19 protein-coding genes and 4 tRNA genes are annotated in these 24,163 nt (G+C 61.4%); 17 read left to right on the top strand and 6 right to left on the bottom strand.

Going from position 1 to position 24,163, the window contains the following annotated elements; all coding sequences use genetic code 11:
• Positions 1-74 precede the first annotated feature (74 nt).
• Together secG and rnr are read left to right on the top strand one after the other, a co-directional pair.
• Complete coding sequence (gene secG, locus C1725_RS12375) at positions 75-311, top strand: preprotein translocase subunit SecG (RefSeq protein ID WP_102411899.1); 237 nt, start codon at positions 75-77, stop codon at positions 309-311.
• 125 nt (positions 312-436) lie between these two features.
• A complete protein-coding gene (gene rnr, locus C1725_RS12370; protein ID WP_102411898.1) occupies positions 437-2,605 on the top strand; it encodes a ribonuclease R in 2,169 nt (722 codons plus the stop codon).
• Between the two features lie 95 nt (positions 2,606-2,700).
• Here rnr and glmM read toward each other — a convergent pair whose 3' ends face one another.
• The 3 genes from glmM to C1725_RS12355 form a co-directional block, all read right to left on the bottom strand.
• Positions 2,701-4,047: a phosphoglucosamine mutase gene (glmM, locus tag C1725_RS12365; protein WP_102411897.1), complete on the bottom strand. Its 1,347-nt coding sequence runs from the start codon at positions 4,045-4,047 to the stop codon at positions 2,701-2,703.
• A 107-nt stretch (positions 4,048-4,154) separates the two neighbouring features.
• The gene (locus tag C1725_RS12360) at positions 4,155-5,123 is read right to left on the bottom strand and encodes a TIM barrel protein (RefSeq protein ID WP_102411896.1); all 969 of its coding nucleotides are present in this window, start codon (positions 5,121-5,123) and stop codon (positions 4,155-4,157) included.
• A gap of 154 nt (positions 5,124-5,277) precedes the next feature.
• On the bottom strand, positions 5,278-5,736 hold the full coding sequence (locus C1725_RS12355) for a MarR family winged helix-turn-helix transcriptional regulator (RefSeq protein WP_346026630.1): 459 nt from the start codon (positions 5,734-5,736) through the stop codon (positions 5,278-5,280).
• Positions 5,737-6,053: 317 nt separating this feature from the next.
• Between C1725_RS12355 and C1725_RS12350 the strand changes: the two genes are divergently transcribed.
• From C1725_RS12350 to eno, 7 genes are all read left to right on the top strand, one after another.
• On the top strand, positions 6,054-7,673 hold the full coding sequence (locus C1725_RS12350) for a MotA/TolQ/ExbB proton channel family protein (protein ID WP_146009241.1): 1,620 nt from the start codon (positions 6,054-6,056) through the stop codon (positions 7,671-7,673).
• 1 nt (position 7,674) lies between these two features.
• Complete coding sequence (locus tag C1725_RS12345; protein WP_102411893.1) at positions 7,675-8,688, top strand: OmpA family protein; 1,014 nt, start codon at positions 7,675-7,677, stop codon at positions 8,686-8,688.
• A gap of 43 nt (positions 8,689-8,731) precedes the next feature.
• Positions 8,732-9,214 carry a hypothetical protein gene (locus C1725_RS12340; RefSeq protein ID WP_102411892.1) on the top strand — a complete coding sequence of 161 codons (483 nt, stop codon included), beginning with the start codon at positions 8,732-8,734 and terminating at the stop codon, positions 9,212-9,214.
• Between the two features lie 120 nt (positions 9,215-9,334).
• The gene (locus C1725_RS12335) at positions 9,335-10,132 is read left to right on the top strand and encodes a hypothetical protein (RefSeq protein WP_102411891.1); all 798 of its coding nucleotides are present in this window, start codon (positions 9,335-9,337) and stop codon (positions 10,130-10,132) included.
• 605 nt (positions 10,133-10,737) lie between these two features.
• Positions 10,738-14,841 (top strand): DEAD/DEAH box helicase, encoded by a 4,104-nt coding sequence (locus C1725_RS12330; RefSeq protein WP_346026629.1) that lies wholly within the window; start codon positions 10,738-10,740, stop codon positions 14,839-14,841.
• Positions 14,842-14,862: 21 nt separating this feature from the next.
• A complete protein-coding gene (locus C1725_RS12325) occupies positions 14,863-15,381 on the top strand; it encodes an isochorismatase family protein (RefSeq protein ID WP_102411889.1) in 519 nt (172 codons plus the stop codon).
• 99 nt (positions 15,382-15,480) lie between these two features.
• The gene (eno, locus tag C1725_RS12320; protein ID WP_102411888.1) at positions 15,481-16,749 is read left to right on the top strand and encodes a phosphopyruvate hydratase; all 1,269 of its coding nucleotides are present in this window, start codon (positions 15,481-15,483) and stop codon (positions 16,747-16,749) included.
• 71 nt (positions 16,750-16,820) lie between these two features.
• On the opposite strand, the gene C1725_RS12315 is transcribed toward eno, so the two are convergent.
• On the bottom strand, positions 16,821-17,303 hold the full coding sequence (locus C1725_RS12315; RefSeq protein WP_102411887.1) for a GNAT family N-acetyltransferase: 483 nt from the start codon (positions 17,301-17,303) through the stop codon (positions 16,821-16,823).
• Positions 17,304-17,420: 117 nt separating this feature from the next.
• On the opposite strand from C1725_RS12315, the gene C1725_RS12310 reads away from it, so the two are divergent.
• Positions 17,421-17,804 carry a VOC family protein gene (locus C1725_RS12310; protein WP_102411886.1) on the top strand — a complete coding sequence of 128 codons (384 nt, stop codon included), beginning with the start codon at positions 17,421-17,423 and terminating at the stop codon, positions 17,802-17,804.
• Between the two features lie 53 nt (positions 17,805-17,857).
• On the opposite strand, the gene C1725_RS12305 is transcribed toward C1725_RS12310, so the two are convergent.
• Together C1725_RS12305 and C1725_RS12300 are read right to left on the bottom strand one after the other, a co-directional pair.
• Positions 17,858-18,661, bottom strand: a complete 804-nt coding sequence (locus C1725_RS12305; RefSeq protein ID WP_102411885.1) for a methyltransferase domain-containing protein — start codon at positions 18,659-18,661, stop codon at positions 17,858-17,860.
• Positions 18,662-18,774: 113 nt separating this feature from the next.
• Positions 18,775-20,520 carry an NFACT RNA binding domain-containing protein gene (locus tag C1725_RS12300; RefSeq protein WP_102411884.1) on the bottom strand — a complete coding sequence of 582 codons (1,746 nt, stop codon included), beginning with the start codon at positions 20,518-20,520 and terminating at the stop codon, positions 18,775-18,777.
• A 204-nt stretch (positions 20,521-20,724) separates the two neighbouring features.
• Here C1725_RS12300 and C1725_RS12295 point away from each other — a divergent pair, with 204 nt between their 5' ends.
• The 7 genes from C1725_RS12295 (at position 20,725) to C1725_RS12265 (ending at position 24,077) form a co-directional block, all read left to right on the top strand.
• Positions 20,725-21,783: a GerMN domain-containing protein gene (locus C1725_RS12295; protein ID WP_102411883.1), complete on the top strand. Its 1,059-nt coding sequence runs from the start codon at positions 20,725-20,727 to the stop codon at positions 21,781-21,783.
• Between the two features lie 28 nt (positions 21,784-21,811).
• Positions 21,812-23,128, top strand: a complete 1,317-nt coding sequence (gene rph / locus C1725_RS12290; protein ID WP_102411882.1) for a ribonuclease PH — start codon at positions 21,812-21,814, stop codon at positions 23,126-23,128.
• Positions 23,129-23,130: 2 nt separating this feature from the next.
• Positions 23,131-23,625 carry a YfcE family phosphodiesterase gene (locus C1725_RS12285; RefSeq protein ID WP_346026628.1) on the top strand — a complete coding sequence of 165 codons (495 nt, stop codon included), beginning with the start codon at positions 23,131-23,133 and terminating at the stop codon, positions 23,623-23,625.
• A gap of 109 nt (positions 23,626-23,734) precedes the next feature.
• A tRNA-Arg gene (locus tag C1725_RS12280) sits at positions 23,735-23,811 on the top strand.
• A gap of 5 nt (positions 23,812-23,816) precedes the next feature.
• Positions 23,817-23,893, top strand: a tRNA-His gene (locus C1725_RS12275).
• Between the two features lie 27 nt (positions 23,894-23,920).
• Positions 23,921-23,995, top strand: a tRNA-Gln gene (locus tag C1725_RS12270).
• A gap of 6 nt (positions 23,996-24,001) precedes the next feature.
• Positions 24,002-24,077, top strand: a tRNA-Lys gene (locus tag C1725_RS12265).
• Positions 24,078-24,163: the final 86 nt, after the last annotated feature.

Raw genomic sequence — 24,163 nt, 5'->3', positions numbered from 1 at the left:
GACCTGAATCCGCTTGCGCATTCGTGCGCGGCATGGTATGATAGACTTGTTCCAATTCAAGGAGGCGTATTGACATGGGCGTTTTATCGATTATCGCCACCGTTGTGCTCGTTTTGGCGGCCCTGGTTCTGATCGCGACGGTTCTGCTTCAGCCTGGAGAAAGCAATGGTCTGGGCGCGATTGCCGGCGGTGCGGAAACCTTCTTCGGCAAAAGCAAGGCCAAGACCATGGAGGGGAAGCTCGCGCTCGCGACCAAGATTGCGGCGGGCGTGTTCATCGTGATGGCGCTGCTGATTGCAGCGATCGGCTGAAAATTTGTCATGCAGAGCTAAAGCGAAAGGATCGCTTTAGCTCTTTTTTCGTCTATATCCCGGCGCTGTAGGGGCAGGATAAGGACAGCGGAGAAGCTTGAAGACAGGAAAGGAGGCGTCCGACGATGCGCAGAGAGTCCCGTACCAGGCGGCATTTGCCACAGAAGCGGCCGCAGACCAAGAAACAAAAGCAGAAGAAGATTGCGATTCCCCTGCCGCGCATGCGGGATGAGGCACTCGAAGCGCGGGTCGCGGAGGCGATGCAGGGCTTCGCCGTACCGGTACATCCCTCCGACGTCGCGGCGCGGACGGGCATCGCCGAGGGAATCGTGCAGCAGATGCTGCTCGCGCTTGCGCACGAAGGGCAGGTCGCATTTACCCGACAGGGGCTGTTCGCGACCCCGCAGGCGATGGGCTATAAGGTCTGCCGCGTGCAAAAGATTCAGCGCGGCGGCGCTTATCTGATGGCGGACGGCGGAGCGGAATGGCGCGTAGGTGAAGAAGCGCTTGGCGGCGCCATGCACGGAGACACCGTATGGGCGCTGCCGAAGCGCGTGGGGGAGGTCACGGTCATCCGGGTCGTAAACCGTGCGAACGAGACGATCGTGGGCACGGTGAGATGGCAGGGAAGGAAAGCCCATCTGGAACCCAAGGACCGGAGGCTGCCGGAGCAGGTGCCTTTGACGGGCGCTGCGGACGACGTGATAGAGGGGGAACTGGTTGCCGTGCGCGTCGTCCGCTGGCCGGATGAGGGCGGTTTGCAAGCGGAGATTGCGGAGCACCTTGGCCGATCTGGGGACGTGCAAAGCGAGATGAGCGCGATTCTGCACGAATTTGGCCTCAATCCGGGATTCACGGAGGAGGTGCTGCGCGAGGCAGCAGCCGCTGCGGCGCAGGACATAGCCCCGGAAATTTCCAACCGCCTCGACCTTCGCGGCGAACGCGTCTTTACGATCGACGGCGCGGACGCGAAGGACTTCGACGACGCAGTCTCGATCGAGCGGGTTGACGACGGCTGGCTGTTGGGTGTGCACATCGCGGACGTCAGCTTTTACGTGCGGCAAGGTACGGCGCTGGATCGCGAAGCGTATGCGCGCGGCACCAGTGTATATCTGCCGGGCAGGGTGCTGCCGATGCTGCCGGAGGCACTTTCCAACGGAAGCTGTTCCCTGAACCCGGACGTCGACCGGCTGACGATGTCCGCGCTTCTTTACATCGACGCAAACGGCGATGTGACGCGCTATCACCTGCAGCGCAGTGTCATCCGATCCTGCGCACGGCTGGTGTACGAAGACGTCAACCGCCTGCTGGACTCCGGAGAGGCGGTCAGCGAGCGCTATGCCATGCTGGAGGACGACCTTCGCGAGATGGCGCGGCTGTCCGCGGTGATCAGAGGCAGACGAAAGGCGCGTGGCAGCATCGATTTTGAGCTGGAGGAAGCTCAGATCGATGTCGGCGCGGACGGCGAGCCCACGGACATCCGCGCTCGGGAGCGCGGCGTTTCACATAAGATGGTCGAGGACTTCATGCTCTTGGCAAACGAAATCGTCGCCCGCCATGCCAAGGCGCATCAGCTGCCCTTCCTGTACCGCGTGCACGAGGCGCCGGATCCGGAGAAACTGGAATCCTTCGCGCTTTTTCTGGGCGGCTTGGGTCTGCGCCTGCCGGGCGAGCTGGATGCCGTGACGCCCATGATGCTGCAAAAGCTGCTGATTTCCACGGAAGACAGGCCGGAGTACCCGGTCATTGCCCGGCTGCTCCTGCGCAGCATGCAAAAAGCCAAGTACGATCCGCGCCCGCTGGGCCACTTCGGGCTTGCGGCAAAGGATTACTGCCACTTTACGTCGCCCATTCGCCGCTATCCCGACCTGTTCATCCATCGCGTGCTGGCGCTGACGTTCGCGCAGGGCGACGAGGCCGCAGGCGGGATGCGGCAGGCGGCTGAGGGCGCGGCGGTTCAATCGTCCGAGCGCGAGAAAAACGCCATGGAGGCGGAGCGCGAGGCGGACCGCATGATGATGGCGCGCTACATGTCCGGCCATCTTGGCGAAACGTACGACGCGGTCATTACCGGCGTGGTGGAATGGGGCTTCTTCGCAACGCTCCCTAACACGGTGGAGGGGCTCGTGCACGTGCGCACGCTGAACGATTACTTTTCCTTCAGCGAGCGCAGCCAGTCTCTGATCGGGGAACGCTCGGGCGTGCGCTACAGGATCGGCCAGAGCGTACGGGTGCGGGTGGAAAGCGTGGACACCCAGATGTATCAGATCAACTTTGCGCTGGAGGATGAATAAGCAGCGGGCCGCATCGATAGGCGTATTCCTGCGGCAGCGAAAAAACCGTTGAAATTGCAGGTCTTCCCGCAATCTCAACGGTTTTCTATTTGCGCTTATCCGAACTTCTTTTGAATCATCATCGCAAGCTCGTAGACGTCCTGGTCGATTTGCGCCTGATCCGGCCCTTCGATCATCACGCGGACGAGCGGCTCCGTGCCTGAGGGGCGGATCAACACGCGGCCCTTGCCTGCGTATTTCTGCTCGAGCCGGGCGATGGCGGCCTGCACCTCGGCGTCTTCTTTGTATTCCTCCTTGCGGCTGTCCGGTACCTTCGCACCGAGCTGCGATTGGGGCAGCACGTGCATTACTTTCGCGAGCTGAGACAGGGACTGCTTTGTCTCCGTCATCACGGTCAAAAGCTGGATGGCGGTGATGATGCCGTCGCCGGTGGTGTTGTGGTCGAGGAAAATGACGTGGCCGGACTGCTCCCCGCCGAGGTTGTAGCCGTTTGCGAGCATCTCCTCGAGCACGTAGCGGTCGCCGACGCGGGTCTTGACGAGCTCGATCTTGTTCTCCTTCATCGCGATGTCCAGCCCCATGTTGCTCATGATCGTGCCGACCAGCGTGTTCTTGGCGAGGCGTCCCTTCTTCTTGAGGTGCAGCGCGCAGATCGCCATGATTTTGTCGCCGTCCACAATCTGTCCGCGGTCGTCCACGGCAATCAGCCGGTCCGCGTCGCCGTCGAAGGCCAGGCCCACGTCCGCGCCGAGCTCACTGACGAGCTCCTGCAGGCGCTTGGGGTGCGTGGAGCCGCAGTATTCGTTGATGTTCGTACCGTCTGGCTCGTGATAGTAGGCGTTGACCTGCGCCCCGAGCTCGCGCAGCGCGCGGGGGGCGACGGAGGAGGAAGCGCCGTGCGCGCAGTCGAGCACGACGTTGAGGCCGTCGAAGCGCACGTTCGTGGTCCCCTTGAGGAACTCGATGTACTGGCGCTGCGCGTTGACCTGTTTGATGGGGCGGCCGACGGAGACGCCGGTGGGGAGCTCAGGCAGCGGCGCCTGCCCCTGAATGATTTCTTCGATGCGGTCCTCGATGGCATCCGGCAGCTTGCAGCCGCTTCGGTCGAAAAACTTGATGCCGTTGTACTCGACCGTGTTGTGCGAGGCGGAGAGGACGACGCCCGCGTCAGCCTCATAGAAGCGGGTCAGGTAGGCGATGCCGGGTGTGGGCAGCACACCGAGCAGAACCGCACGGCCGCCGACCGAACAGATGCCCGCAACGAGTGCGGATTCGAGCATTTCGCCGGAAATACGGGTATCGCGTCCGACCAGAATCGTGGGACGGCGCACGTTGGATGCGAGCACGGCAGCGCCTGCCTGGCCCAATTTAAAGGCCAGTTCACAGGTCAGCTCCGAGTTGGCCACACCGCGCACGCCGTCTGTTCCGAATAGTCTTGCCATGATGTATCCTCCGGTTTTCTAAAGATTTTGCACGCAAAAGCATGCGGGCATGATCATCATGCCCGCATGCATTATAGCGCATTCCCTCCGGGATTGCAATTCTAGACTCAGGCCCACCACATGTCGGCCCTGTCCTCAAAGACCATGACTTCCTTGAGGAAGGAGATGGCCTTTTGAAGGCCCTCGTTGACACTCATCAGCGCGTCCTCGTGCTCGATGGAGATCGGGCCGTCATAGCCCACCTTCACCAGCATGGAGATGATGTCCTTCCACAGCTGATAGTCGTGGCCGTAGCCGACCGAGCGGAAGACCCAGGAGCGATGCAGCGTGTCGCCGTAGTGCTTGTTGTCCAGCACGCCGTTGACAGCCGTGTTGGCCGCGTCGATCTTCGTGTCCTTTGCGTGGAAGTGGTAGATCGCGCCCGCCTCGCCGAGCTTGCGGATGGCTTCCACCGGGTCGCAGCCCTGCCAGAACAGGTGGCTGGGATCGAAGTTCGCGCCCATGATCGGGCCGACGGCCTCGCGCAGCTTGAGCATCGTCTCCGCGTTGTACACGCAGAAGCCCGGGTGCATTTCCAGCGCGATGCGCTCCACACCGTGCTCCATGGCGAACGCGGAAGCCTTCTTCCAGTACGCCGTCAGCACGTCCCATTGATAGACGAGCGCGTCCGCGAAGTCGGTCGGCCACGGGCAGGTGATCCAGTTGGGCGTCTTATCCTCCGGGCAGCCGCCGGGGCAGCCGGAGAAGGTAACGATCGTCTTTACGCCGAGGCGTTCGGCGAGCAGACAGGCGTTTACAAAGTCCTGATGATCGCGCGCGGCGATTTCGGGATTCGGGTGCACGCCGTTGCCGTGGCAGCTGAGCGCCGCGATCTCAAGACCGTGACGCTCGATGGTATCCGCAAATTCCTTGAGCTTCGCGTCGTCCTTCAGCAGGACGTCCGGGTCGCAGTGCCCCTTTCCGGGCGAACCGCCGCAGCCGATTTCAAGCGCCTGCACGCCGGAATCCGCCAGGTACTTGCACGCCGCGTCGAGGCTCATGCCGTAAAGCGGTACCGTGAGAACACAAAGTTTCATACAAAAAACCTCCTATAGCTTTAGATGCGCAAACGATTGTCCCATCACTGAATCCTATTATAGCGCAGGCAATGATAAAATGCAAAAGAAAAAACGCGCGCTTGTCATGAAGCGCACGTGTACATGAATAGAATATGGATGGAGACACCGTCCGTCAGATCTCGGAGAGGATGCGCGTGATGGACTCGAGCGCGTCGGAGAGCTCCTTGAATTCGGAAACGGAGAGGTTTTCGACTTGCTGCTGCACCTGCCCGGCGATGGTCTTGCGGATGGCGGCGAGCTTTTCAGAGCCGGCGTTCAGAATGACGATGTTCACCACGCGCCGGTCGTTCTGATCGCGCTGACGGTCGACGAGCCCCGCTTCCAGCAACCGATCCACCAGCGGCGTGATGTTCGGCTTGGCGATGCCCAGACGGCGCGAAATCTCGGAGACGGACATCGTCCCCGAATCCTGCAGCATGGCGAGCACCTGCACGTGGGAGAGGGGAATGCCGTGCTCCGCCTGAACGAGGTCCATGTGGAGAAGGCGTTTTTTGAGCAGCGGAAGCGCATGAAACATATTCTGCGCGACTTTATCGATCATCTGCGGGTCAATGACGCGTTTTTTCGGCATGGGTCGAATCTCCTGCTTTCTTCTCATTCAAAATGATACGTTTTATAATGTTTATCTCAGACGTAAACGTGTATGATTGTATACGATTTTCGCGAAAACTGCAAGGCTTTTTGAGGCCGAAGAAGTTGAAATAAAGATTTTTAGGAAAAGTGCGGACAAAACGGGAAGACGGTTTGGATAGAATTCGTTCTTATACAAAATGGGAATCCGGAGGGGCCAAATGACGGTGCAGGGCTTCGTTTCCGGCATTTACAGGCGGTCCAAAATCGGTTACAATAAATAAACACACAAGTTTAAGGAAACGGCAGGTGTATGACATGACCGGTGAAATCATGCGGCGTTTGCTCAGCGGATCGGCCGCATTTTTTATCTATGCGGCGATTCTCGTGATCTTCATCGTCGCTGCAATCAAGTGCTTTGTGCCCATCGCCAAAAACGCGGCAGCCCTGCGAAAGGCTGCGCGCCACCTGATCGACGAGGGCAAGCGCGGCGTCGCCGTCCCCTCGTGGAACGACCTTGACTTTCTGGGCAAGGGGCTTCAGGACGAGTGGGCACGCTTCCTGCAAAACGCCCAGGCGCGCGACGCGCACGGCGGCTCGTGCGATGTGGAGGACTACATCAACGTGGATTCGGCCGTTTACGACGCGGGAAACCCGCAGCTGAGCGAAATGATCCCCGGGGTGATGGTGTCGCTGGGCATTCTGGGCACATTCCTGGGCCTGGTGACGGGCCTGTCCGGGCTTACGCTGACGGACGATACGACCCGCATGCTCTCCGCGATCGAGCAGCTCATCGGCGGCATGAGCACCGCGTTCTTGACCTCGATCTTCGGCGTGATCGCTTCGCTCATCTTTAACTTCCTGAATCGCTATAACCTGGGCAGGGCGCAGCGTGCGCTCTCGCACTTCATCGACGCGTTTCAGCAATACGGTATGCCTAAGCCCGTGGACGACCGCACGCAGATGATCGCCATGCAGCAGGAACAGACCGCCTACCTGCGCGCTGCGGTCGAGGAAGTTTCCGCCCATATGATCACGCAGATGGAGCAGAGCATTCTGCGCGCGCTCCTTCCGGTGCAGCGATCGATGGACAACTTCATCGTCGCCGCCACGCGCGAGCAGGTGGAGGGCATCGATCGCGTTGCGACGCGCTTTGTGGAGCGCATGGACGAGGCCATGGCCGGACGGCTGCACCAGCTTTCGGACAAGCTGGACGAGATGGCGGGCGTTAACCAGGCGACACAGACGGACATGAAGAACGCAGCGGAAGCGATCGCCACCATGACGCAGGATGTCATCAACATGCACGAGCTTTCGCAGACCGTGCTGGAGCAGTTTCAGACCTATGTTTCTGATATGGCGCAGGACAAGCAGAGCGTGCAGCAGAGCGCGGTTCGCTGCGCGCGCATGGTGGAGGACGCAGAGTCCTCGCTCGGCAAGGTGATGGAAACCCTCAGCCAGACGGCGGCGCAGCAGGCGCGCTATCTCGCCAAACTGCAGGAATATCAGGCGGCGGTCCTGCAAAATCAGCAGCAATACACCGCTTGGACGGACAAGTTCCTCGCCAGCGCGCAGACGCAGAGCCTGACGACGGCCAAAGAGCTGGAGCGCGTGAGCGCGTCCATCAAGGACAGCGCGGCGCTGCTCAACAGTGCCTATCTCTCCTTCTGCGAGCAGCTCGAAGAGGGGCTGAGCAAGGGGCTTGCGCTGCTGGATGAAAACGTCACCACCACGACCAAGCAGCTGGGCACGACGCTGGCGGGTATCCGGCAGACGACGGATTCGCTGCCGAATCTGCTTTCGAGCAGCGCGCGCAAGTACGGCGCGCAGGTGGAACAGTTCGTGTCGGCCCTGCAGCAGCTGCAGCGTGCGATGGAGCGCACAGCACAGGCTGCGGAGGACGCCTCCCGGGAGCAGACGAAGAGGGAGGTAAGCTGACATGCGCACACACAGCACCAAGAGGCCGCGGGGAGATACGGGTTCCTTTTGGATCTCGTATTCCGACCTGATGGCGGGCATGCTGTTCGTGTTTGCGCTGATCCTGTTCTTTAGCATTTATCAGCTCGTCGAGCTGCAGGAGACGAAGACGGCGGAGCTGGAAACCAAAGAAGCGCAATTGACACAGCAGCAGAGCATCCTGCTCGACCAGCAGGCGGAGCTGCAGGATAAAGAGGCACAGTTGGCGGCGTCTACCGCGCTGCTGGACGATCAGCAGGCGCAGCTGGACGAGCAGGCCGCGCTGCTCGCGCTTTCCACGTCGCAGCTGGAGGAAAAACAGGCGGCATTTGACGCCCAGAGCGTCGAGCTGGACGACGCCAAAAAGAAGATCGCCCTCGCCCAGGAGAACATGGCCGCACAACAGCTGCGCATGGACGAGCAGGAGGCACTGCTTTCGGCGCAGCAGACGAAGATCGACAACCTGATCGGCGTGCGCTCGCGCATCATTGAAGACCTGCGCGACGAGATGCTCGGCGCGAACCTGAATACCGTCGTGGACCGTCAGACGGGAGCGATCGTCTTTACGGGTTCCGTGCTCTTTGACTCCGGCAAGTCGGAGCTTAAGCCCTCCGGCATGGCGTTGCTGGACAGCTTCCTGCCGGTCTACGTGCGCACGCTGCTCGCGCCGGAAAACAGCGAGTACGTAGCGGAGATCATCATCGAAGGTCATACGGATACGGACGGCGACTATCTGAGCAACCTGAATCTTTCGCAGCAGCGGGCGCTGTCGGTCGTGACCTACTGCCTGTCGGACGCGTTCAGCGGCCTGACGCATGCGGAAAAAGAGCAGCTGCGTTCCATCATGACCGCGAACGGGCGCTCGTGGGTCGATCCGGTCTACTATGAAGACGGAACGATTGACAAGGACGCATCGCGGCGCGTGGAATTCAAGTTCCGCCTGAAGGATGCGGAGATGATTGACGAGATGAGCCGCATATTGGAAGCGGCGGATTAATTCCGGGCCGGTTTGCCGCGCCCAAGAAGGGTGAACGAAAAATATGCGGGTGTTCGCTTGGATCATGGTGGTTATAACGGTACTGACGGTGGGACTAGCCGTGTACGAGTTGGCGACGCTGAAGCTGGGCACAGAGAGCGTGCAGATCGCGGTAACGCTTGCCTCCCAGAATCAATCGCTGTTCGACGAGATGCGCGCAGGCATGGACAACGACTCTCTGACGGGCAGAATCTTTTTGCGGGAAGCGATTGGCAATGCGGAGGACTACGTCTTTGTCACCTACACCGTGCCGGTCAAGAACATGAATTTTTTGAGCGCCGAATGGATTGAGCTGGTCGTCACGGCGCAAGAGGGAGATGTTGCTCAGGTGTCGACAGGAGACGCACAGAAGCTGCCGGGCCTGAGCAGGGCGAATCTGAGCGCGACGGTGCTCTGCCGCCTGAACGAGCAGGAGGCCGCAGCACGAAAGCCCATGCTCGAGATCAACTATTTCCTCTTCGGAAGGCCGTATAGCTTCGAGCTTTGAGGAAAACAACGCGTCCGATGGAAAACGGGCGCGTTTTCTTTTGCACCCCTTGCCGCCGTAGGCATACGATGTTAGCGTGAGGAGCACCTCATAAACAAAAACGAGGAGGCGCAACCAAGTATGAGTTTTTACTCCTATAAGAATGCGAACACTTCCTGCTGCCCCGGTGTCGTTGGAAACGACGTGCTGAATGGCCTGAACGAAAAAATCTGCATCCAGGTGCAGCGCGTGTACGACTCCTGCCTGCAACAGGAGCAGAAGGAAGACGTGGATGTGACGCTCGTCAGCTATGGCATGGTTCCTTCCTGCGGCTGCGGCAACAACGAGAACAACGAGAACACGCAGCCGGTGATGCCCATCGCCTTTGAAAGCTGCCGTTCCACCTCGACCGAGGGAACGATTCGTGACCTGACGATCGACCGGCTGTGCGACCGCCCCTGCTTTGCCCGCGTGCGTTGCAAGATCGACGTGCCGATCGACATCCTGTTTACGGATGCGAACTGCCGCGAGTACATCGGCCGTGGCGTTGTTACGGTCAACAAGGACGTCCTGCTTTCCATCCCCGACGAGTCCATCGTGCCTTATACCCTGGAATCCATGGTCAGCGCGATCTGCGTTTCGGGCACCTACCGCGGCAACAACGTGTTCCGCCTGACGGTGTGCGTTACTGTCATCCTTAAGGTGCTTGCGAAGGTAGAGATTCTGGTTCCTTCGTATGGCTTCTGCCCGATTCCGCCGTGTGAAGAATTCGCTGAAAATGTATGCGACGAATTCTTTAGTCTGCCGCTCTTCCCGCCGGCCCTTTGCGACGAGAGTTCGGTTGCCTCGAACTGCGGCTGCAACAGCTGCGGTACGCTGGGCACTGCGAGCAGCGGAAACACGGGCTGCGGGTGCAACTGCAGCTCCTGCCGCCGGTAACGGCGACAACCAAGTCCTCCGAAGTCGGTGCGAAAGCACCCCCTTCGGGGGCTTTTGCATAGCAGGGAATGCTGGTACGAACCACAAGCGGTAAGCTGAGAAGGGCGTGGTTCGCACCAGATTCTATGACGAGGTTTCGTAAATGTTGCTCTTTGATTGAGGATGGATCCTTCAAAAAAGCAGGGATTTGGAAAAATGAATGGAATTTCACAGTGGATGATTGGTGAAATTTGCAGTCGCGCCTCATGGAAGCGCGAGGGTTGAAACTGCATTGGCTCGCTCGACATGCGAGCTAAATCAAGTCGCGCCTCATGGAAGCGCGAGGGTTGAAACATTGACGCCAAACTGCGAGCAGACGAGGAGGATGGTCGCGCCTCATGGAAGCGCGAGGGTTGAAACATTACACGGTTTTTGTAGCCGGAGTATCCCCATTTCGTCGCGCTTCATGGAAGCGCGAGGATTGAAAGATGCTTGATGACCTGACGTTTGATCTGGCGCAGGGGCGCGCCTTGCGAAGGAGCACGGGTTAAAATTTGTAAAATTGCTTTTGCATGACAAACCTCTCTTCGCATGCTACAATGGAGAAAACGGTGGGAGGCATGCGGATGGACGAGGCGCTAAAGCTTTTTTCCAAAGAAACGGCGGCGTGGTTTGAGCGCGCGGTGGGGAAGCCCACGCAGGTGCAGCGGGAGAGTTGGCCCGCCATCGCCTCCGGCGGACATGCGCTGGTCAGCGCGCCCACTGGTACGGGCAAGACGCTGTCGGCGTTTCTCTGGTTTGTGGATGAACTGGCGCGCGAAGCTGAAGCCGGAGAACTGCCGGATGAGCTGCGCGTCGTCTACATATCCCCCTTGAAGGCACTCGGAAACGACATAAACGAAAACCTGAAACGTCCTATCGAGGGAATCACGGGTGCGACGTGCATCCGAACCGCAGTCCGTACGGGCGACACGCCGCAGAGCGAACGCACGCGCATGCAGCGAAAGCCTCCGCACATCTTGATTACGACGCCGGAATCGCTATACCTCCTGCTGACATCCTCCGGGGGTAGGCGCATGCTTTCGACCGCCCGCGCTGTGATCGTGGACGAGCTGCATGCGATCATCGGGACCAAGCGCGGCGCGCACCTCATGCTGTCGCTTTCACGGATGGACGAGCTGTGCAGGCGGCCGCTTCAGCGCGTGGGCCTATCGGCGACGATTCATCCGCTGCAAACGGCGGCCGACTATCTGGCAGAGGGAACGCGCGTGATTGCGCCCGCCATGCAAAAGGCGGCGGACATGGAGGTCGTATGCCCAGTGCCCGACATGCGCGTGCTGCCGGAAGGCACGATCTGGCCGGAACTCGCGCGCGCGGTGGTGCGGGAATGCGAGGGGATGCGAACGGTGATCGCATTTTTGGAAGGCCGCGCGCAGGCAGAGAAGCTCGCTTACGGCGTGAACGCGCTGATGGGCGAAGGTTTTGCGCGCACGCACCACGGCTGCATATCCAAGGAGCAGCGGTTGGAGGCGGAGCAGCAGCTCCGCAGCGGACAGTTGCGTCTTCTTTGCGCCACGTCTTCCATGGAGCTGGGCATCGACGTGGGCGAAGTAGACAAGGTGGTGCAAATCGGATGTCCCGGCACGGTGTCCGGCGCGCTGCAGCGTTTGGGTCGGGCGGGGCATAACCCGGGACGCGTGAGCGTGATGCGCCTGTTTCCGAGAACGGCGGCGGAGGCGCTTACCTGCGGATTGACCGCGACGGCGGCGATGTGTGGGGCCATCGAACCGGCACGTCCGCCTCAGGGATGCCTGGACGTGCTTGCGCAGCATCTCGTCTCGATGGCGGTTACGCAGACCTACACCGTGGACGAAGCGCTGAGGATGGCACATGGCGCGCACAGCTTTCGCAGCGTGACGCGCGCGCAGGTGGAGGCGCTGCTGTGCATGTTGGCGGGCGATTTTGAACACGAGCTGGATCGTCCCGTGCGCCCCCGCCTGCTTTACGACCGCATTCACGGCGTCGTGTCGGGGGATACCTACACCCGCATGCTCGCGGTTTCATCGGGCGGAACGATTCCGGATCGCGGTTGGTTTCCCGTCGTGCTTGCGGATGGAACCCGATTGGGAGAACTGGACGAGGAATACGTGTTCGAGGCGAGGGTAGGCGATAAGTTCCTGCTCGGCGCGTTTTCCTGGCGGGTCGCGGAAATTCAGAGGGATCGCGTGATCGTGACGCCTGCGACGCCGGAAGGCGCGCAGTCCCCTTTTTGGCGTGGGGATGGACAGGGGCGTGCCTATGAAACGGGCGTAAGGTTTGGCGAAATGCTCCGCACATTGGAGGAGGACAGCCGCCAAGGCCGATTGGGGCAGGCGATGATGCGCCTACGCATGGACGCATCCACAGCCCAGAACGCATCGCGGCACGTGAAACGTCAGCTTGAGGTCACGGGATGCCTGCCGACCGACCGCACGTTGATCGCGGAACACTTCGTGGACGAGGCGGGAGAACACCAGCTCATGATTCATTCCGTCTTCGGCAGGCGGGTGAACTACGCGCTTTCGCTGCTGCTCGCCCATGAGGCACAGCGACAAACGGGCGTGGATGTGCGTGCTTTTGAAGATGACGACGGCGTGCTGCTTTACCTGATGGGCTCAAAAGCGTTGCCTGAGGGGCTCCTTTCTCGCCTTAAAGAGGAGGAAGCGCCCTCGCTGCTGCGCGCGATATTGCCGGGCACGCCGCTTTTTTCGATGGCTTTTCGTTATAACGCGGGCCGCGCGCTGATGATGGGCGTGCGCCGCACGGGGCGTCTGCCGCTCTGGGTGCAGCGCCTGCGGGGGGCGGAGGCGCTCTCCGGCGCTGTGTCGCAAGCCGGACATCCGTTGATCGAAGAGACGCTGCGCGAGTGCCTGGAGGACTTCATCGACCTGCCCGCCTTGCGGCGCGTACTGCAGGGGATTCAAGCAGGCAGCATCGCTGTGCGCGAACTGCATACGAGCGCGCCCTCGCCGATGGCGCTGCCGCTGCGCCGTCAGGTCGAGGCGACGATGATGTACGAGTATTCACCGATTCCGAAGGCCGCGAATCAGGCGGTGCAGCAGGCGCTCACCGCGCAGGAAATGATCGCGCCGGGCGAGGAAGCGCTTCGGCGTGCCGCAATGCGCCGCAGGCAGCCGCAGGACGCGGAGCAGCTGCATGCGTTGCTCATGACGGAGGGCGATCTGGTCGCCGGAGAGGCAGACGCGCCGGTTGGCTGGCTGGAGCAGCTGGCGCAGGAGGAACGTGCGCTATACGTGGAGCCGGGGCTCTGGATCTGCGCGGAGCAGCGTGCGCTGTACGAAGCGGCGTTCTTGCAGGAGGAACGGCAGGCTCGCGAGCGCATTGTACGAAGGTGCCTGCGCTATCGGGGACCGCAGGACGCAAAGAGTCTTTCTGTGCGCTACGTCTGGCCGGAGGACGTATGCGAGGCGCTTTTAAAGGCACTTTTGAGGGACGGGATCGCGGTGGTCCTGGACGGCCTGTACTATCATGCGGACGTATATGAACGGGCTCAGCGCGAAACCGTGCAGGCACGCAGAGTACAGGCCGTGACGTATCCACCGGAGCGTTATGCGGCGCTGCTGGCTGCGGCAATACGCACGCCCGGCAGCAGCGCGGATCAGCTTCGCGAGGGACTTCTCGGGTTGACGGATAGCCCGTACCCCGTCCGGACGTGGGAGAGCGTGCTGCTGCCCGCTCGCACTTCGGGCTACCGCTCCCGGCTGCTGGATACGGCGCTTTCGCAGGGAGAGGTGTTTTGGCAAATTCAACCTGGGGAAAAGCCGCTGCTCAGCTTTCACGCAGCCGGGGACGTAGATTGGTCCGCGGAGCCGGAGCTGCCGGAGGATTTGACGGGAGCAGAACGAACGGCTTATGAGATACTGCGCACGCGCGGCGCGCTGTTCGCACAGGCGGTTGCGCCGCAGCTTGGCGGCGAATCCGCGCTGGATGCTTTGACTTCTCTCGCCCTCAAGGGCTATGTGCATGCGGACAGCTTTGCGCCCCTGCGCGAATGGCAGACGGCGCAGGGCTCCAAGCGCAGGGACGTCAAGCGGCGGGCGATGGCACGCGCGTCGGCGCAGCAGGCTGGGCGTTGGGAGGTCGTGCGGCCGCTTCGGACGCTGACGTTGGAGGAGCGGGTGGAACGGGCGTTTTCCAAGGCACAGATTCTGTGCCGCGAGACGGCGGAGGGCCTCTCCTGGGGAGAAGCGCTTTCGGTGCTGCGCATATGGGAATACACGGGGAAGGTGCGCCGGGGGTACTACATCCGCGGCCTTTCGGGCGCTCAATTCATTCGGGAGGAAGATTATGCGCGGGTACTCGCGCGCCTGGACGCCCCGCAGGAAGAAATCGTCTGGCTGAACGCCGCCGACCCTGCGCAGGCATGGGGGAAGGCGTTGCCGCACGCGCCGGGCGCTTCATTCACCTGCGTGCCCGGCACGGCGGTCGCTTTGCGGGCGGGCCGTGTCGCAGCCATATTGGAGAGGCAGGGCGCTTCGCTGCGAATCGTCCTGCCGGACGACGCGGAAGAGGTGCTGCAGGCGCTCGCGCGCGATTTCGCGCAAAGGCGCGTCTTTTCCGACCAGCAGAACCTCTGCGTACGCGATTATCCCGACGAGGCGCGCGAAACGCTGGTGCGGGCCGGATTTCGGCGGGAAATGCGCGATTACGTGCTTTGGCGGGAAATATAGGACGGGAAAGGGGACTTTGCATTGAAGACGTTATTGGTGGTCATCGACATGCAGAAGGATTTCGTGTCGGGGGCGCTCGGCACGCCGGAGGCGCAGGCGATCGTTTCACGCGTGGCCGATAAGGTGCGTGCGGGCATCGCACAGGGAGCGGACATCGCGTTTACGCTGGACACGCACGGATCGGACTATCTGCAAACGCAGGAGGGAAAGAAGCTGCTCGTCACGCACTGCGTCAAGGGCACCGATGGATGGCGGCTGGTCGAGCCTCTGGACGACTGCCCGGGCGAGCGATACGAAAAGGATACGTTTGGAAGCGTGACTTTGGCGGAGGCCGCGGCGCGCGGCGGCTATGCGCGCGTCGAGCTGGTCGGCGTATGCACGGACATATGCGTGATTTCCAACGCGCTGCTGCTCAAGGCGTACATGCCGCAGGCGCAGATCGCCGTAGACGCCTCCTGCTGCGCGGGGACGTCGCCCGAAAGCCATCGGCGGGCGCTTGAGGCGATGGCGGTCTGCCAGGTGGAATGTGAAAATCTGTGACAGGAGCGTACAGCCGCTCTTTTTCGATTCTCCCGCATGAAGCGGGGGAAAAGGAAGAGAATAAAACTGGAAACGGCTATGGAAGGAAGGGACGATGGCATGAAGATCATCAATATCAGCGGGCGGGAAATTCTCGACTCGCGCGCAAACCCGACGGTCGACGCGGCGGTGACGTTGGAGGACGGAACGACCGCTTCCGCCTCCGTGCCGAGCGGCGCGTCCACGGGCCAGTTTGAGGCGCTGGAGCTTCGCGACGGCGACCCTGCGCGCTACGGAGGCAGGGGCGTTTTGCAGGCGGTGAAGAACATCAACGGCCCCATTCGCGAGGCGCTTCTGGGCATGGACGTCGGGGAAATCGCGGCGATCGACCGGGCGATGCTGAGATTGGACGGTACTCCGGATAAATCGAAGCTGGGCGCGAACGCCACGCTTGCGGTGTCGCTTGCCGCGGCGCACGCGGCGGCAAAGGCGTTGCACGTACCGCTTTACCGTCTTCTCGGCGGAATGGGCGCGGATACCCTGCCCGTGCCGATGATGAACGTGCTCAACGGCGGCGCGCACGCGGCGAACAATGTGGACATTCAGGAATTCATGATTATGCCCGTGGGGGCGCCCAGTTTCTCCGAGGGGCTGCGCTATTGCGCGGAGGTCTTCCACGCGCTGCGCGCGCTCTTGAGCGCGGACGGGCTCAGCACGGGCGTCGGGGACGAAGGCGGATATGCCCCCGACCTGAAGGGCGACGAGGATGCGCTGGATTACCTGATGCGTGCGGTAGAGCGCGCGGGATACCGTCCCGGCGAGGACTTTGTCTTCGCGATAGATGCCGCCACGAGCGAATGGTGGAGCGAGGAGGGCTATCGCCTGCCCAAACGGGGCAAGCGGATGAGTGCGCAGGATCTCGTCGGCGAGTGGATACGGCTTTGCGGGAAGTACCCCATTCGCTCGATCGAGGACGGTCTCGCGGAGGAGGATTGGGCCGGATGGAAGGAACTGACGCAGGCGCTCGGCGCACGCGTGCAGCTCGTAGGCGACGACCTGTTCGTCACGAATGTGAAGCGCCTGTCGCGCGGCATCGAGGGCGGCTGCGCGAACGCCATCCTCGTGAAACCCAACCAGATCGGCACGCTCAGCGAGACGATGGACGCCGTGCGTATGGCGCAGCGGGCGGGCTACGCGACGATCCTCTCACACCGCTCCGGCGAGACGGCGGACACGAGCATCGCCGATCTTGCGGTAGGGCTTAACGCAGGGCAGATTAAGACCGGCGCGCCGAGCCGCGGGGAGCGAGTCGCCAAGTACAACCGATTGCTCGCCATCGAAGAAGAGCTGGGCGAGCGGGCGGTTTGGCCGGGGAAAAATTGTTTTTGACAGCAAAACGGGGCTGCGCTTAGCGGCCCCGTTTTGCATGAAAATATTCAATGTACGATGGGAATCGCCCCTTACAGAGCGCGCTGCATGCAGGAAAAGTCCGTGTCGTAGCAGTGCGTCTCCCCGCAGGTCTCAAAGCCCAGCCGCCGGTACAGCGCCAGCGCGGGCGGGTTTTCGGTGGAAGCGAGCAGGATCATGCCGTCAAAGCCGAGCGACGCAGCCTTTTGAAGGAGGAGGGACAGCATCCGACTGCCCAGCCCCTGACGCTGACAGTCCGGGTCGACGCCGAGACGGGAGAGCTCGCAAGGGCGGCAAAAAGCGGGATTCCAGGGCAGGTGACGAAGCTCCTCTCCGTCGCGCAGAGCGCCCGCAGCCAGCAGGCATCCCGCGTCGTCGCGCAGCAGGTAGAGCGCACCGAGCGCGATGTCCTCCTCCACGATTTCAAGGTAGGGATAATCGTCGCTCCAGACGTATGGCGACTGATCCGCGCAGCGGCGATACAGGCGAAACGCTTCGTCCAAATCCTGGGGCGTTGCAAGGGTTAATGCAAACATCTTTGAGCCTCCGTCAATCGAATAATCGTATTGTAGCACGAAAATCGTCCCAACGCAAAGCCGCCTTGACGGGGGATGTTAAAATCAAAGGAGCAACGATGAAAAGGGGGAGCGATCATGCGAATGGATCATGCAGCGCTGTACGTGCGCGATCTGGAGGCCGCCAAGGCGTTTTACGAGCGCTACTTTGGGGCGTGCGCAGGCGCGAAATATCAGAATCCGCGCACCGGCCTTTCTACGCACTTCCTTTCCTTTGATGGTGAAGGGAGATTGGAGATCATGCAGCGGCCCGGCCTTGCGCCGCGCCCGGAGCGGCAGGCGGCGGAAGGGTACGTACACATCGCCTTCAGCCTCGGCTCTCGGGCGGCCGTCGACGCGCTCACCGAGCGGCTGCGCGCGGACGGCCATGCGGTAATCAGCGGCCCGCGCACGACGGGCGACGGTTACTACGAAAGCTGTGTGCTCGATCCGGAGGGGAATCCGATCGAGCTGGTGGGCTGAAAAACGATCTTCAAAAGCTGCAGACCGGTCCCTGCGCGCGGAGCCGGTCGTTTTTATTGCTTTTCACCGATATACAGGACGTGTTCGGAATAGGCGAGCAGCTCCTCGCGCTCGCAAAGTTGCACGGCCAGTTCGACCCAGCGATCTACGACCTCCGGACGCTGAGCGAGCAGGTTTTCTTCGCAGGGAGAGAGAATGCCCTCCTGCCCCAGCAGGTGTAGTTTTTTAAGGGGAAAGCGTGCCATAAAGGGTAGGATCTCCTTCTGACTGATGAAGTGGGCCTGTGTAAAGGCGGCGCCGGAGAAGGAGCCGTCTTGCAGCACGCGGTCGATGAACTTCTGCTCGGAATCGTCCAGAACCATCGCAGGCAGGTACTTCATGCCGTAAATCATGCCTGCGAACATCAGGATGAACGCGGCATACAGCTTGCCGCCGGAACGCAGGCAGCGTAGCGCGGCGTTTACGGCCCGCACGCGGTCTTCCTCGTCCAACAGGTGATACAGCGGGCCCATCAGCAGCACGTGATCGAAGGTGCCGAGCCCCATGCGATCCACTGTGCGCGCGTCACCGCTGTAAGCGTTGAGCGAAACGCCCAGCTCATGCGCCTTTTCCGCTGCGAACGCGGCATTTTCGGAGGAGAGGTCCACCAACGTCACGTCGCAGCCCAGCTTTGCCAGGTGGAGCGCGTAGCGGCCCGGGCCCCCGCCGACATCCAGCACGCGGTCGCCGGGATGGATGTGCTTCGCCAACATCGCCGTGGTGATGCGAAATTCAAACGAATGCTTTTGCAGCCGTTCCCATTCATCGGATACGTTCTCGTCGTAATAGGATTGTACGGTGCGCACGTCGTCTTCCACGGATATTCACCCCTTCAAAAGATAATAGTGGATATCATAGCATGAGACGGGCGAAATGACAAGCAAAAAAGGGCACTTCGGGTATGAACCGAAGTGTCAGATGCAAGAAATTTTCAACCGCTGATGAGCGTCAGGCGCTTGACGGCATGCTCGTCTGGGTTGACGTACAGCGTCTTCTGATGGGTGTAGATCACGAATCCCGCGGGCGCGCCGCCCGGCTTCTTGACGTAGCGGCGCAGCGTGTAGTCGATCGGCACCTGCGCCGATTGCTGGCCCTTGCTGTAAAAGGCCGCAAGGTTAGCCGCCTCGCGCAGCGTCTGCTCGGATACCTTAGGCGAACAGATGATGACGTGCGAGCCGGGCATGTTCTTGGCGTGCAGCCAGGTTTCATCCCCGCGCGCTTCGCCGGTCAGGCGGTCGTTCTGCACGCTGTTCTTGCCGACGAGAATGTCCGTGCCGTCGCTCGCCTGATAGTGAAAGGGCTGCGAGGGCTGGGCCTTGCGCTGCTTGACGCGGGATTGTACCTTGCGCACGTGGCCGCTCTGTTCGAGCAGAGCGCGTATTTCTAAAAGCTCCTCCGGCTGCGTGCACTTGCGCAGGTCGTCGAGCTGTCCCTCCAGATAGCGCAGTTCAGCCTCGGTCTTCTCCTTCTGTCCGGCGGCCATCTCGCGGGCGGAGCGCGCCTTCTGGTAGAGCTTGAAGTAGCGCTGGGCGTTCTGCACCGGCGTCAGCTTTTTATCCAGGGGAATGATCACGGTCTCATATGCCGGGCTGTAGAAATTTTCGACCGCCGCCTCTTCCATCCCCTTTTCAAGACGATACAGGTTCGCCTGAATCAACTCGCCGTTCACGCGATATTCCTCCATGCGGCGGCTGTTTTCGAGCGCTTCGATCTGAATGGCCAACTTCTTTTCGCAGCGCTCGATGTGTGTCTTCAGCGTCTTGTGCAGGGAGGCTGAGCGCTGCGCCATGCGCTCGCGGCGGTCGCGTCCCAGAAACAGGAGGTCCAGCGCGCGGGAAATCCCCTCCGGCACTTCGCGGAGGGCGGCGCCCGTCAGGTTAAGCTGCGGGTAGGGGAATACGTCTACGGGTTCGCCGTCCTCCCCCAGCAGCAGAACGGGCGGACGCAGATCGTACAGGCTGCTTAGCAGCTCGCGAAGCCGCTCCGCGAGCGCGGGGATGGCGACGGCCTCCAGGTGCGTTTCGGCGGTGCCGGTCAGCCGAAAGGCGATCTCGCGCGCGGCCTGCGGGGACAGTCCCGTGATGCCGCCCTGCAGCGCCTTGGAAAGCTTGCCCCCGGCGCCGCACAGCATGTCCGCGAGCTCTTCAGCCGTGGCGCTGTCGGGGTTCAGTTTGTCCTGCGAAGGTGGATAGGCGTAGGGCAGACCGGGCAGCACCTCGCGCACGCGGCTGATTTCCTCGCTCACGTGGCGAACCGCGTCGATGATGCGTCCGTCCGCTCCGCGTAGGATGATATTGGAATGGCGGCCCATGATTTCAGCGATGAGTGTTCGCGTCTTCAGCTCGCCTAGCTCGTCGAGCGCCTCCACATCGATTTCAAGGATGCGATCGCCGTTTACGCGGCGAACGTCCGTCACGCGGCCGCCCTGCAGGTACTTGCGCAGGAGCATGCACAGCATGGGCGGCTCCATGGGGTTGGGTTTGGCGGAGGCGGTCAGGTGTACGCGGGCGGCGTTGGCGCCGGCGCACAGAAGCAGGCGCAGGTTTTCCCCCTGCGAGCGGATCAGCAGATGAATTTCGTCGCGCTCCGGCTGCGACACGCGGTCGACGCGGCCGCCGATGAGCTTTTCGCGCAGTTCGCGGGCTACAAAGCCCAGCGTAACGCCGTCAAATGGCATAAGGCATGTCCTCCGAATATCATGAATGAATCTATTATACCAAACATGCGCCTGTTGCGCAAAGAAAAGGCTCTGTGCTACAATAAGAAACGAAAAGCGGAAAAGGGCCGGAAGTTTTTTGCCCAGGCCTGTTTCTTTAACTCATAGCGGAGGGACGAACCGAATAAGCTCCACTGGAACAGATCGTCAAGGAGTGATTCGGTCGTGAAAATCAAGAAGCCCAAGCTCAACTTCAAGTTCAGGCGCACGGATGTGGAACGCATCCTGATCACCTGCTCGGCGGCGCTCGTCGTCCTGCTCGCGGTCAGGGGCGGGGGCCCCACGGAAATGTACGAGGAACCCTACGACCAGATTCCCGCGGAGCAGACCGCGGCCACGGCCGAAACGCCGACACAGGCGACCGTCGTATACTATCAGGACGGCGACGGTTATCTCGTGCCGGTGCAGCGCGACGTGGCGAAGCAGGATGGTATCGCCAAGGCGACGCTCTCCCTCATGGTCAAGAGCGCCAAGAACGACATGGAAGCGGCCAGGCTCGGCCTGCTCACCGTGGTGCCGGAGGGAACGACGTTTGACCTGAACATTGAAAACGGCCACGCCAAGGTAGACTTGAGCGCCAACGCGCTGAACGTCGCCACCGCCGAGCAGGAGAGCAACATGGTGAGCGCCATGGTCTGGGCGCTGACGGAGTTCCCGACGGTCAACGACGTGGAATTCATGGTAGACGGCAAGAAGCTCAAGACGCTTCCGCACGGCACGCCGGTCGAGGGCAGGATGAAGCGTGAGGGCCTGAACATGGAAAGCGTCGAGACGGTGGAGACCTTCGCGGGCGCAAACCAGGTGCAGCTCTACTTCCCGTCGGACAGCGGCCGCCTGCTGGTACCCGTGACGCGCACCGTGTATTCGGACGACGACATCACCACCGCTATGCTGGAGCTGCTCAAGGGCCCCAAGCAGGACAGCGGCCTGCAGACGCCCCTGCCGGCAGATGCCGCGCTGCTGGGCGTGACGCTGAAGGACGGCGTCGCGACGGTCAACTTCACGGAGGAATTCATCAAGGTCAGCGAGCAGTCCGACGGCGGCATGCAGTCGCTGCGCGCGCTGATGATGACCTGCCGCCAGTTCCCCGGCGTCAAAAAGGTCGAAATCCAGGTGGACGGCAAGCCCTACAAGCTGCCCAGCGGGCAGGAAGACCAGCCGACATTCGCCAACGTGGCCTCCGAGGTGGTGCAGCAGTTCCCGGAGGTCATGCAGGAAGAATAAATAGATCGCTACAAAGGAGATCGGGATCATGTACGAGAGAATCGATGGACGCGGCGCGGGTGCGCTGCGCGAGGTCAGGATCGTCCCCGGATTCGTCCGCACGGCGGCAGGTTCATGTCTGGTGGAATGCGGCGGCACGCGCGTCATCTGCACCGCCTCGGTGCAGGAGGGCGTGCCGCCTTTCCTCCGGGGAAAGGGACAAGGCTGGCTGACGGCGGAATATGCGATGCTGCCCGCCTCAACGGGTCAGCGCAAGGCGCGCGACGGCGTCAAGAAGGATGGGCGCAGCGTGGAAATTCAGCGTCTGATCGGCCGATCCCTCCGGCAGGCGGTAGACCTTGCGCGCCTGGGCGAGCGGACGGTGACGCTGGACTGCGACGTGCTGGAGGCGGATGGCGGCACGCGGACGGCCTCGATCACGGGCAGCTTCGTCGCCCTTGTACTGGCGGTGGACAAGCTGATCCGGGAAGGAAGGCTTTTGCAGTCGCCCGTCACGTATCAGGTGTCCGCGGTGAGCTGCGGCATCGTCTCGGGCCAACCGCTGCTGGATCTATGCTACGTCGAGGACAGCTGCGCGCAGGTGGACATGAACGTCGTCATGGACGACGCGGGCAGATTTATCGAGGTGCAGGGTACGGGAGAGGGACGCTCATTTTCCCGTGAAGAGCTGGACAAGCTGCTGGCGCTGGCGGAAGAGGGAAACGCGGAGCTGATGCGCGCGCAGCGGGACGCTCTGGGCGGAGCGGCACGTCATATCGGGGCTAAAGAACTCTTGATCGTTGCGACGGGGAACGCGAATAAGCTCCGCGAATTTAAGGAAATTCTGGGCGCGCGCTACGACGTGGTCTCCATGAAGGACGTCGGCGTGGACGCGGACATCGAGGAGACGGGAACGACCTTTGAAGAGAACGCGGCCATCAAGGCCGAGTACGTGATGAAACAGACGGGCTGCGCCGCCATCGCGGACGATTCAGGATTGGCGGTGGACGCCCTTGACGGCGCGCCGGGCGTTTACAGCGCGCGGTACTGCGGGCGTCACGGCGACGACGAGGCGAACAACCGCCTTTTGCTCGAAAATTTGAAGGACGTACCCGCGCCGCGCACCGGGCGCTATATCGCCGCCATCGCGCTCTCCCGTCCGGGAAAGCGGACGCTCATTCGTCGGGGAACGTGCGAAGGCGAGGTGCTCTTCGAGGCACACGGCGCTGGCGGATTCGGCTATGATCCCTTGTTCCGCTGCGAGACGGGGGAGACGTTCGCTGAGATCAGCGCAGAGGAAAAGAACCGCATCAGCCACCGCAGACGGGGCATTGAGGCGGTGCTGAAGGCGCTTGAGGAGGAATGAGCGTGCGCATCGGCGTTATGAGTGACAGCCACGGCGACCGTATGTCGCTCGATCATCTGCTGGACGCTATGGGAAAAATGGACGCGCTCTGTTTTCTGGGCGACATCGCGTCGGATGGCGCGTACTTGCAGGAACGGCTCAGCGCGCGCGGCGCGAACACGGCGTTTTACGCGGTGCGGGGCAACAACGACCTCGCCTCCCCGCTGCCGGACGAGCTGATGCTGACGCTCGCGGGCAAGCGCATCCTCCTGGTACACGGGCACATGCAGCGCGTAAAGAGCGGGCTGCTCAACCTGACCTACGCGGCCAAGGAACGAAAAGCGGACGTCGCGCTGTTTGGGCATACGCACATGCGCTGCTGCCAGTATGAGCTGGGCGTGCTGCTCCTAAATCCCGGCGCGGCAGGGATGGGCTTTTTCGGCGGCGAGCGTCCGACGGCAGCGGTATTGGAAATCGCCGGGGACGGCAGCATGCGCGTCTCTCAGATCCGCGTTTAGGACGCGAAAAACACAAAAAAGTTGGATTTGCCGGTTGACACCGCGGTCGTTTCCTGCTATAATCTTAATCTGTCAGCGGGAAACGCCGCGGCGCGAACTTACGGCATATGCGCCTGTAGCTCAGTTGGATAGAGCAACGGCCTTCTAAGCCGTGGGTCAGGGGTTCGAATCCCTTCAGGCGCGCCAATGTGGTGGGTTTAGCTCAGTTGGTTAGAGCGCCAGATTGTGGCTCTGGAGGTCGTGGGTTCGACTCCCACAACTCACCCCACATTTCTGTCTTGGTTGGGGCAGACATTGGGGTGTCGCCAAGCGGTAAGGCACAGGACTTTGACTCCTGTATGCGTAGGTTCGAATCCTGCCACCCCAGCCATTGTTTGACCCATTAGCTCAGTTGGCAGAGCACTTGACTTTTAATCAAGGTGTCCCGAGTTCGAATCTCGGATGGGTCACCAAACCCATTCGACGCGTCGGCGATACCGTTTTGCGGGCGTGCCGGAACTGATTGTTTCGCTGGATTATGTAAATCCGGCTTTTTTCT

This window comes from Beduinella massiliensis, from assembly GCF_900199405.1.
GTDB lineage: Bacteria > Bacillota > Clostridia > Christensenellales > Aristaeellaceae > Beduinella > Beduinella massiliensis.
Note: the sequence above shows the minus strand (reverse complement) of the source record. Positions and strands in the feature narration are given on the sequence as shown.

What these genes read in the sequence shown, in the direction of transcription:
- secG (WP_102411899.1), top strand. Translation starts at nt 75, where the DNA reads ATGGGCGTTTTATCGATTATCGCCACCGTTGTGCTCGTTTTGGCGGCC.
- rnr (WP_102411898.1), top strand. Translation starts at nt 437, where the DNA reads ATGCGCAGAGAGTCCCGTACCAGGCGGCATTTGCCACAGAAGCGGCCG.
- glmM (WP_102411897.1), bottom strand. Translation starts at nt 4,047, where the DNA reads ATGGCAAGACTATTCGGAACAGACGGCGTGCGCGGTGTGGCCAACTCG.
- C1725_RS12360 (WP_102411896.1), bottom strand. Translation starts at nt 5,123, where the DNA reads ATGAAACTTTGTGTTCTCACGGTACCGCTTTACGGCATGAGCCTCGAC.
- C1725_RS12355 (WP_346026630.1), bottom strand. Translation starts at nt 5,736, where the DNA reads ATGCCGAAAAAACGCGTCATTGACCCGCAGATGATCGATAAAGTCGCG.
- C1725_RS12350 (WP_146009241.1), top strand. Translation starts at nt 6,054, where the DNA reads ATGACCGGTGAAATCATGCGGCGTTTGCTCAGCGGATCGGCCGCATTT.
- C1725_RS12345 (WP_102411893.1), top strand. Translation starts at nt 7,675, where the DNA reads ATGCGCACACACAGCACCAAGAGGCCGCGGGGAGATACGGGTTCCTTT.
- C1725_RS12340 (WP_102411892.1), top strand. Translation starts at nt 8,732, where the DNA reads ATGCGGGTGTTCGCTTGGATCATGGTGGTTATAACGGTACTGACGGTG.
- C1725_RS12335 (WP_102411891.1), top strand. Translation starts at nt 9,335, where the DNA reads ATGAGTTTTTACTCCTATAAGAATGCGAACACTTCCTGCTGCCCCGGT.
- C1725_RS12330 (WP_346026629.1), top strand. Translation starts at nt 10,738, where the DNA reads ATGGACGAGGCGCTAAAGCTTTTTTCCAAAGAAACGGCGGCGTGGTTT.
- eno (WP_102411888.1), top strand. Translation starts at nt 15,481, where the DNA reads ATGAAGATCATCAATATCAGCGGGCGGGAAATTCTCGACTCGCGCGCA.
- C1725_RS12315 (WP_102411887.1), bottom strand. Translation starts at nt 17,303, where the DNA reads ATGTTTGCATTAACCCTTGCAACGCCCCAGGATTTGGACGAAGCGTTT.
- C1725_RS12310 (WP_102411886.1), top strand. Translation starts at nt 17,421, where the DNA reads ATGCGAATGGATCATGCAGCGCTGTACGTGCGCGATCTGGAGGCCGCC.
- C1725_RS12300 (WP_102411884.1), bottom strand. Translation starts at nt 20,520, where the DNA reads ATGCCATTTGACGGCGTTACGCTGGGCTTTGTAGCCCGCGAACTGCGC.
- rph (WP_102411882.1), top strand. Translation starts at nt 21,812, where the DNA reads ATGTACGAGAGAATCGATGGACGCGGCGCGGGTGCGCTGCGCGAGGTC.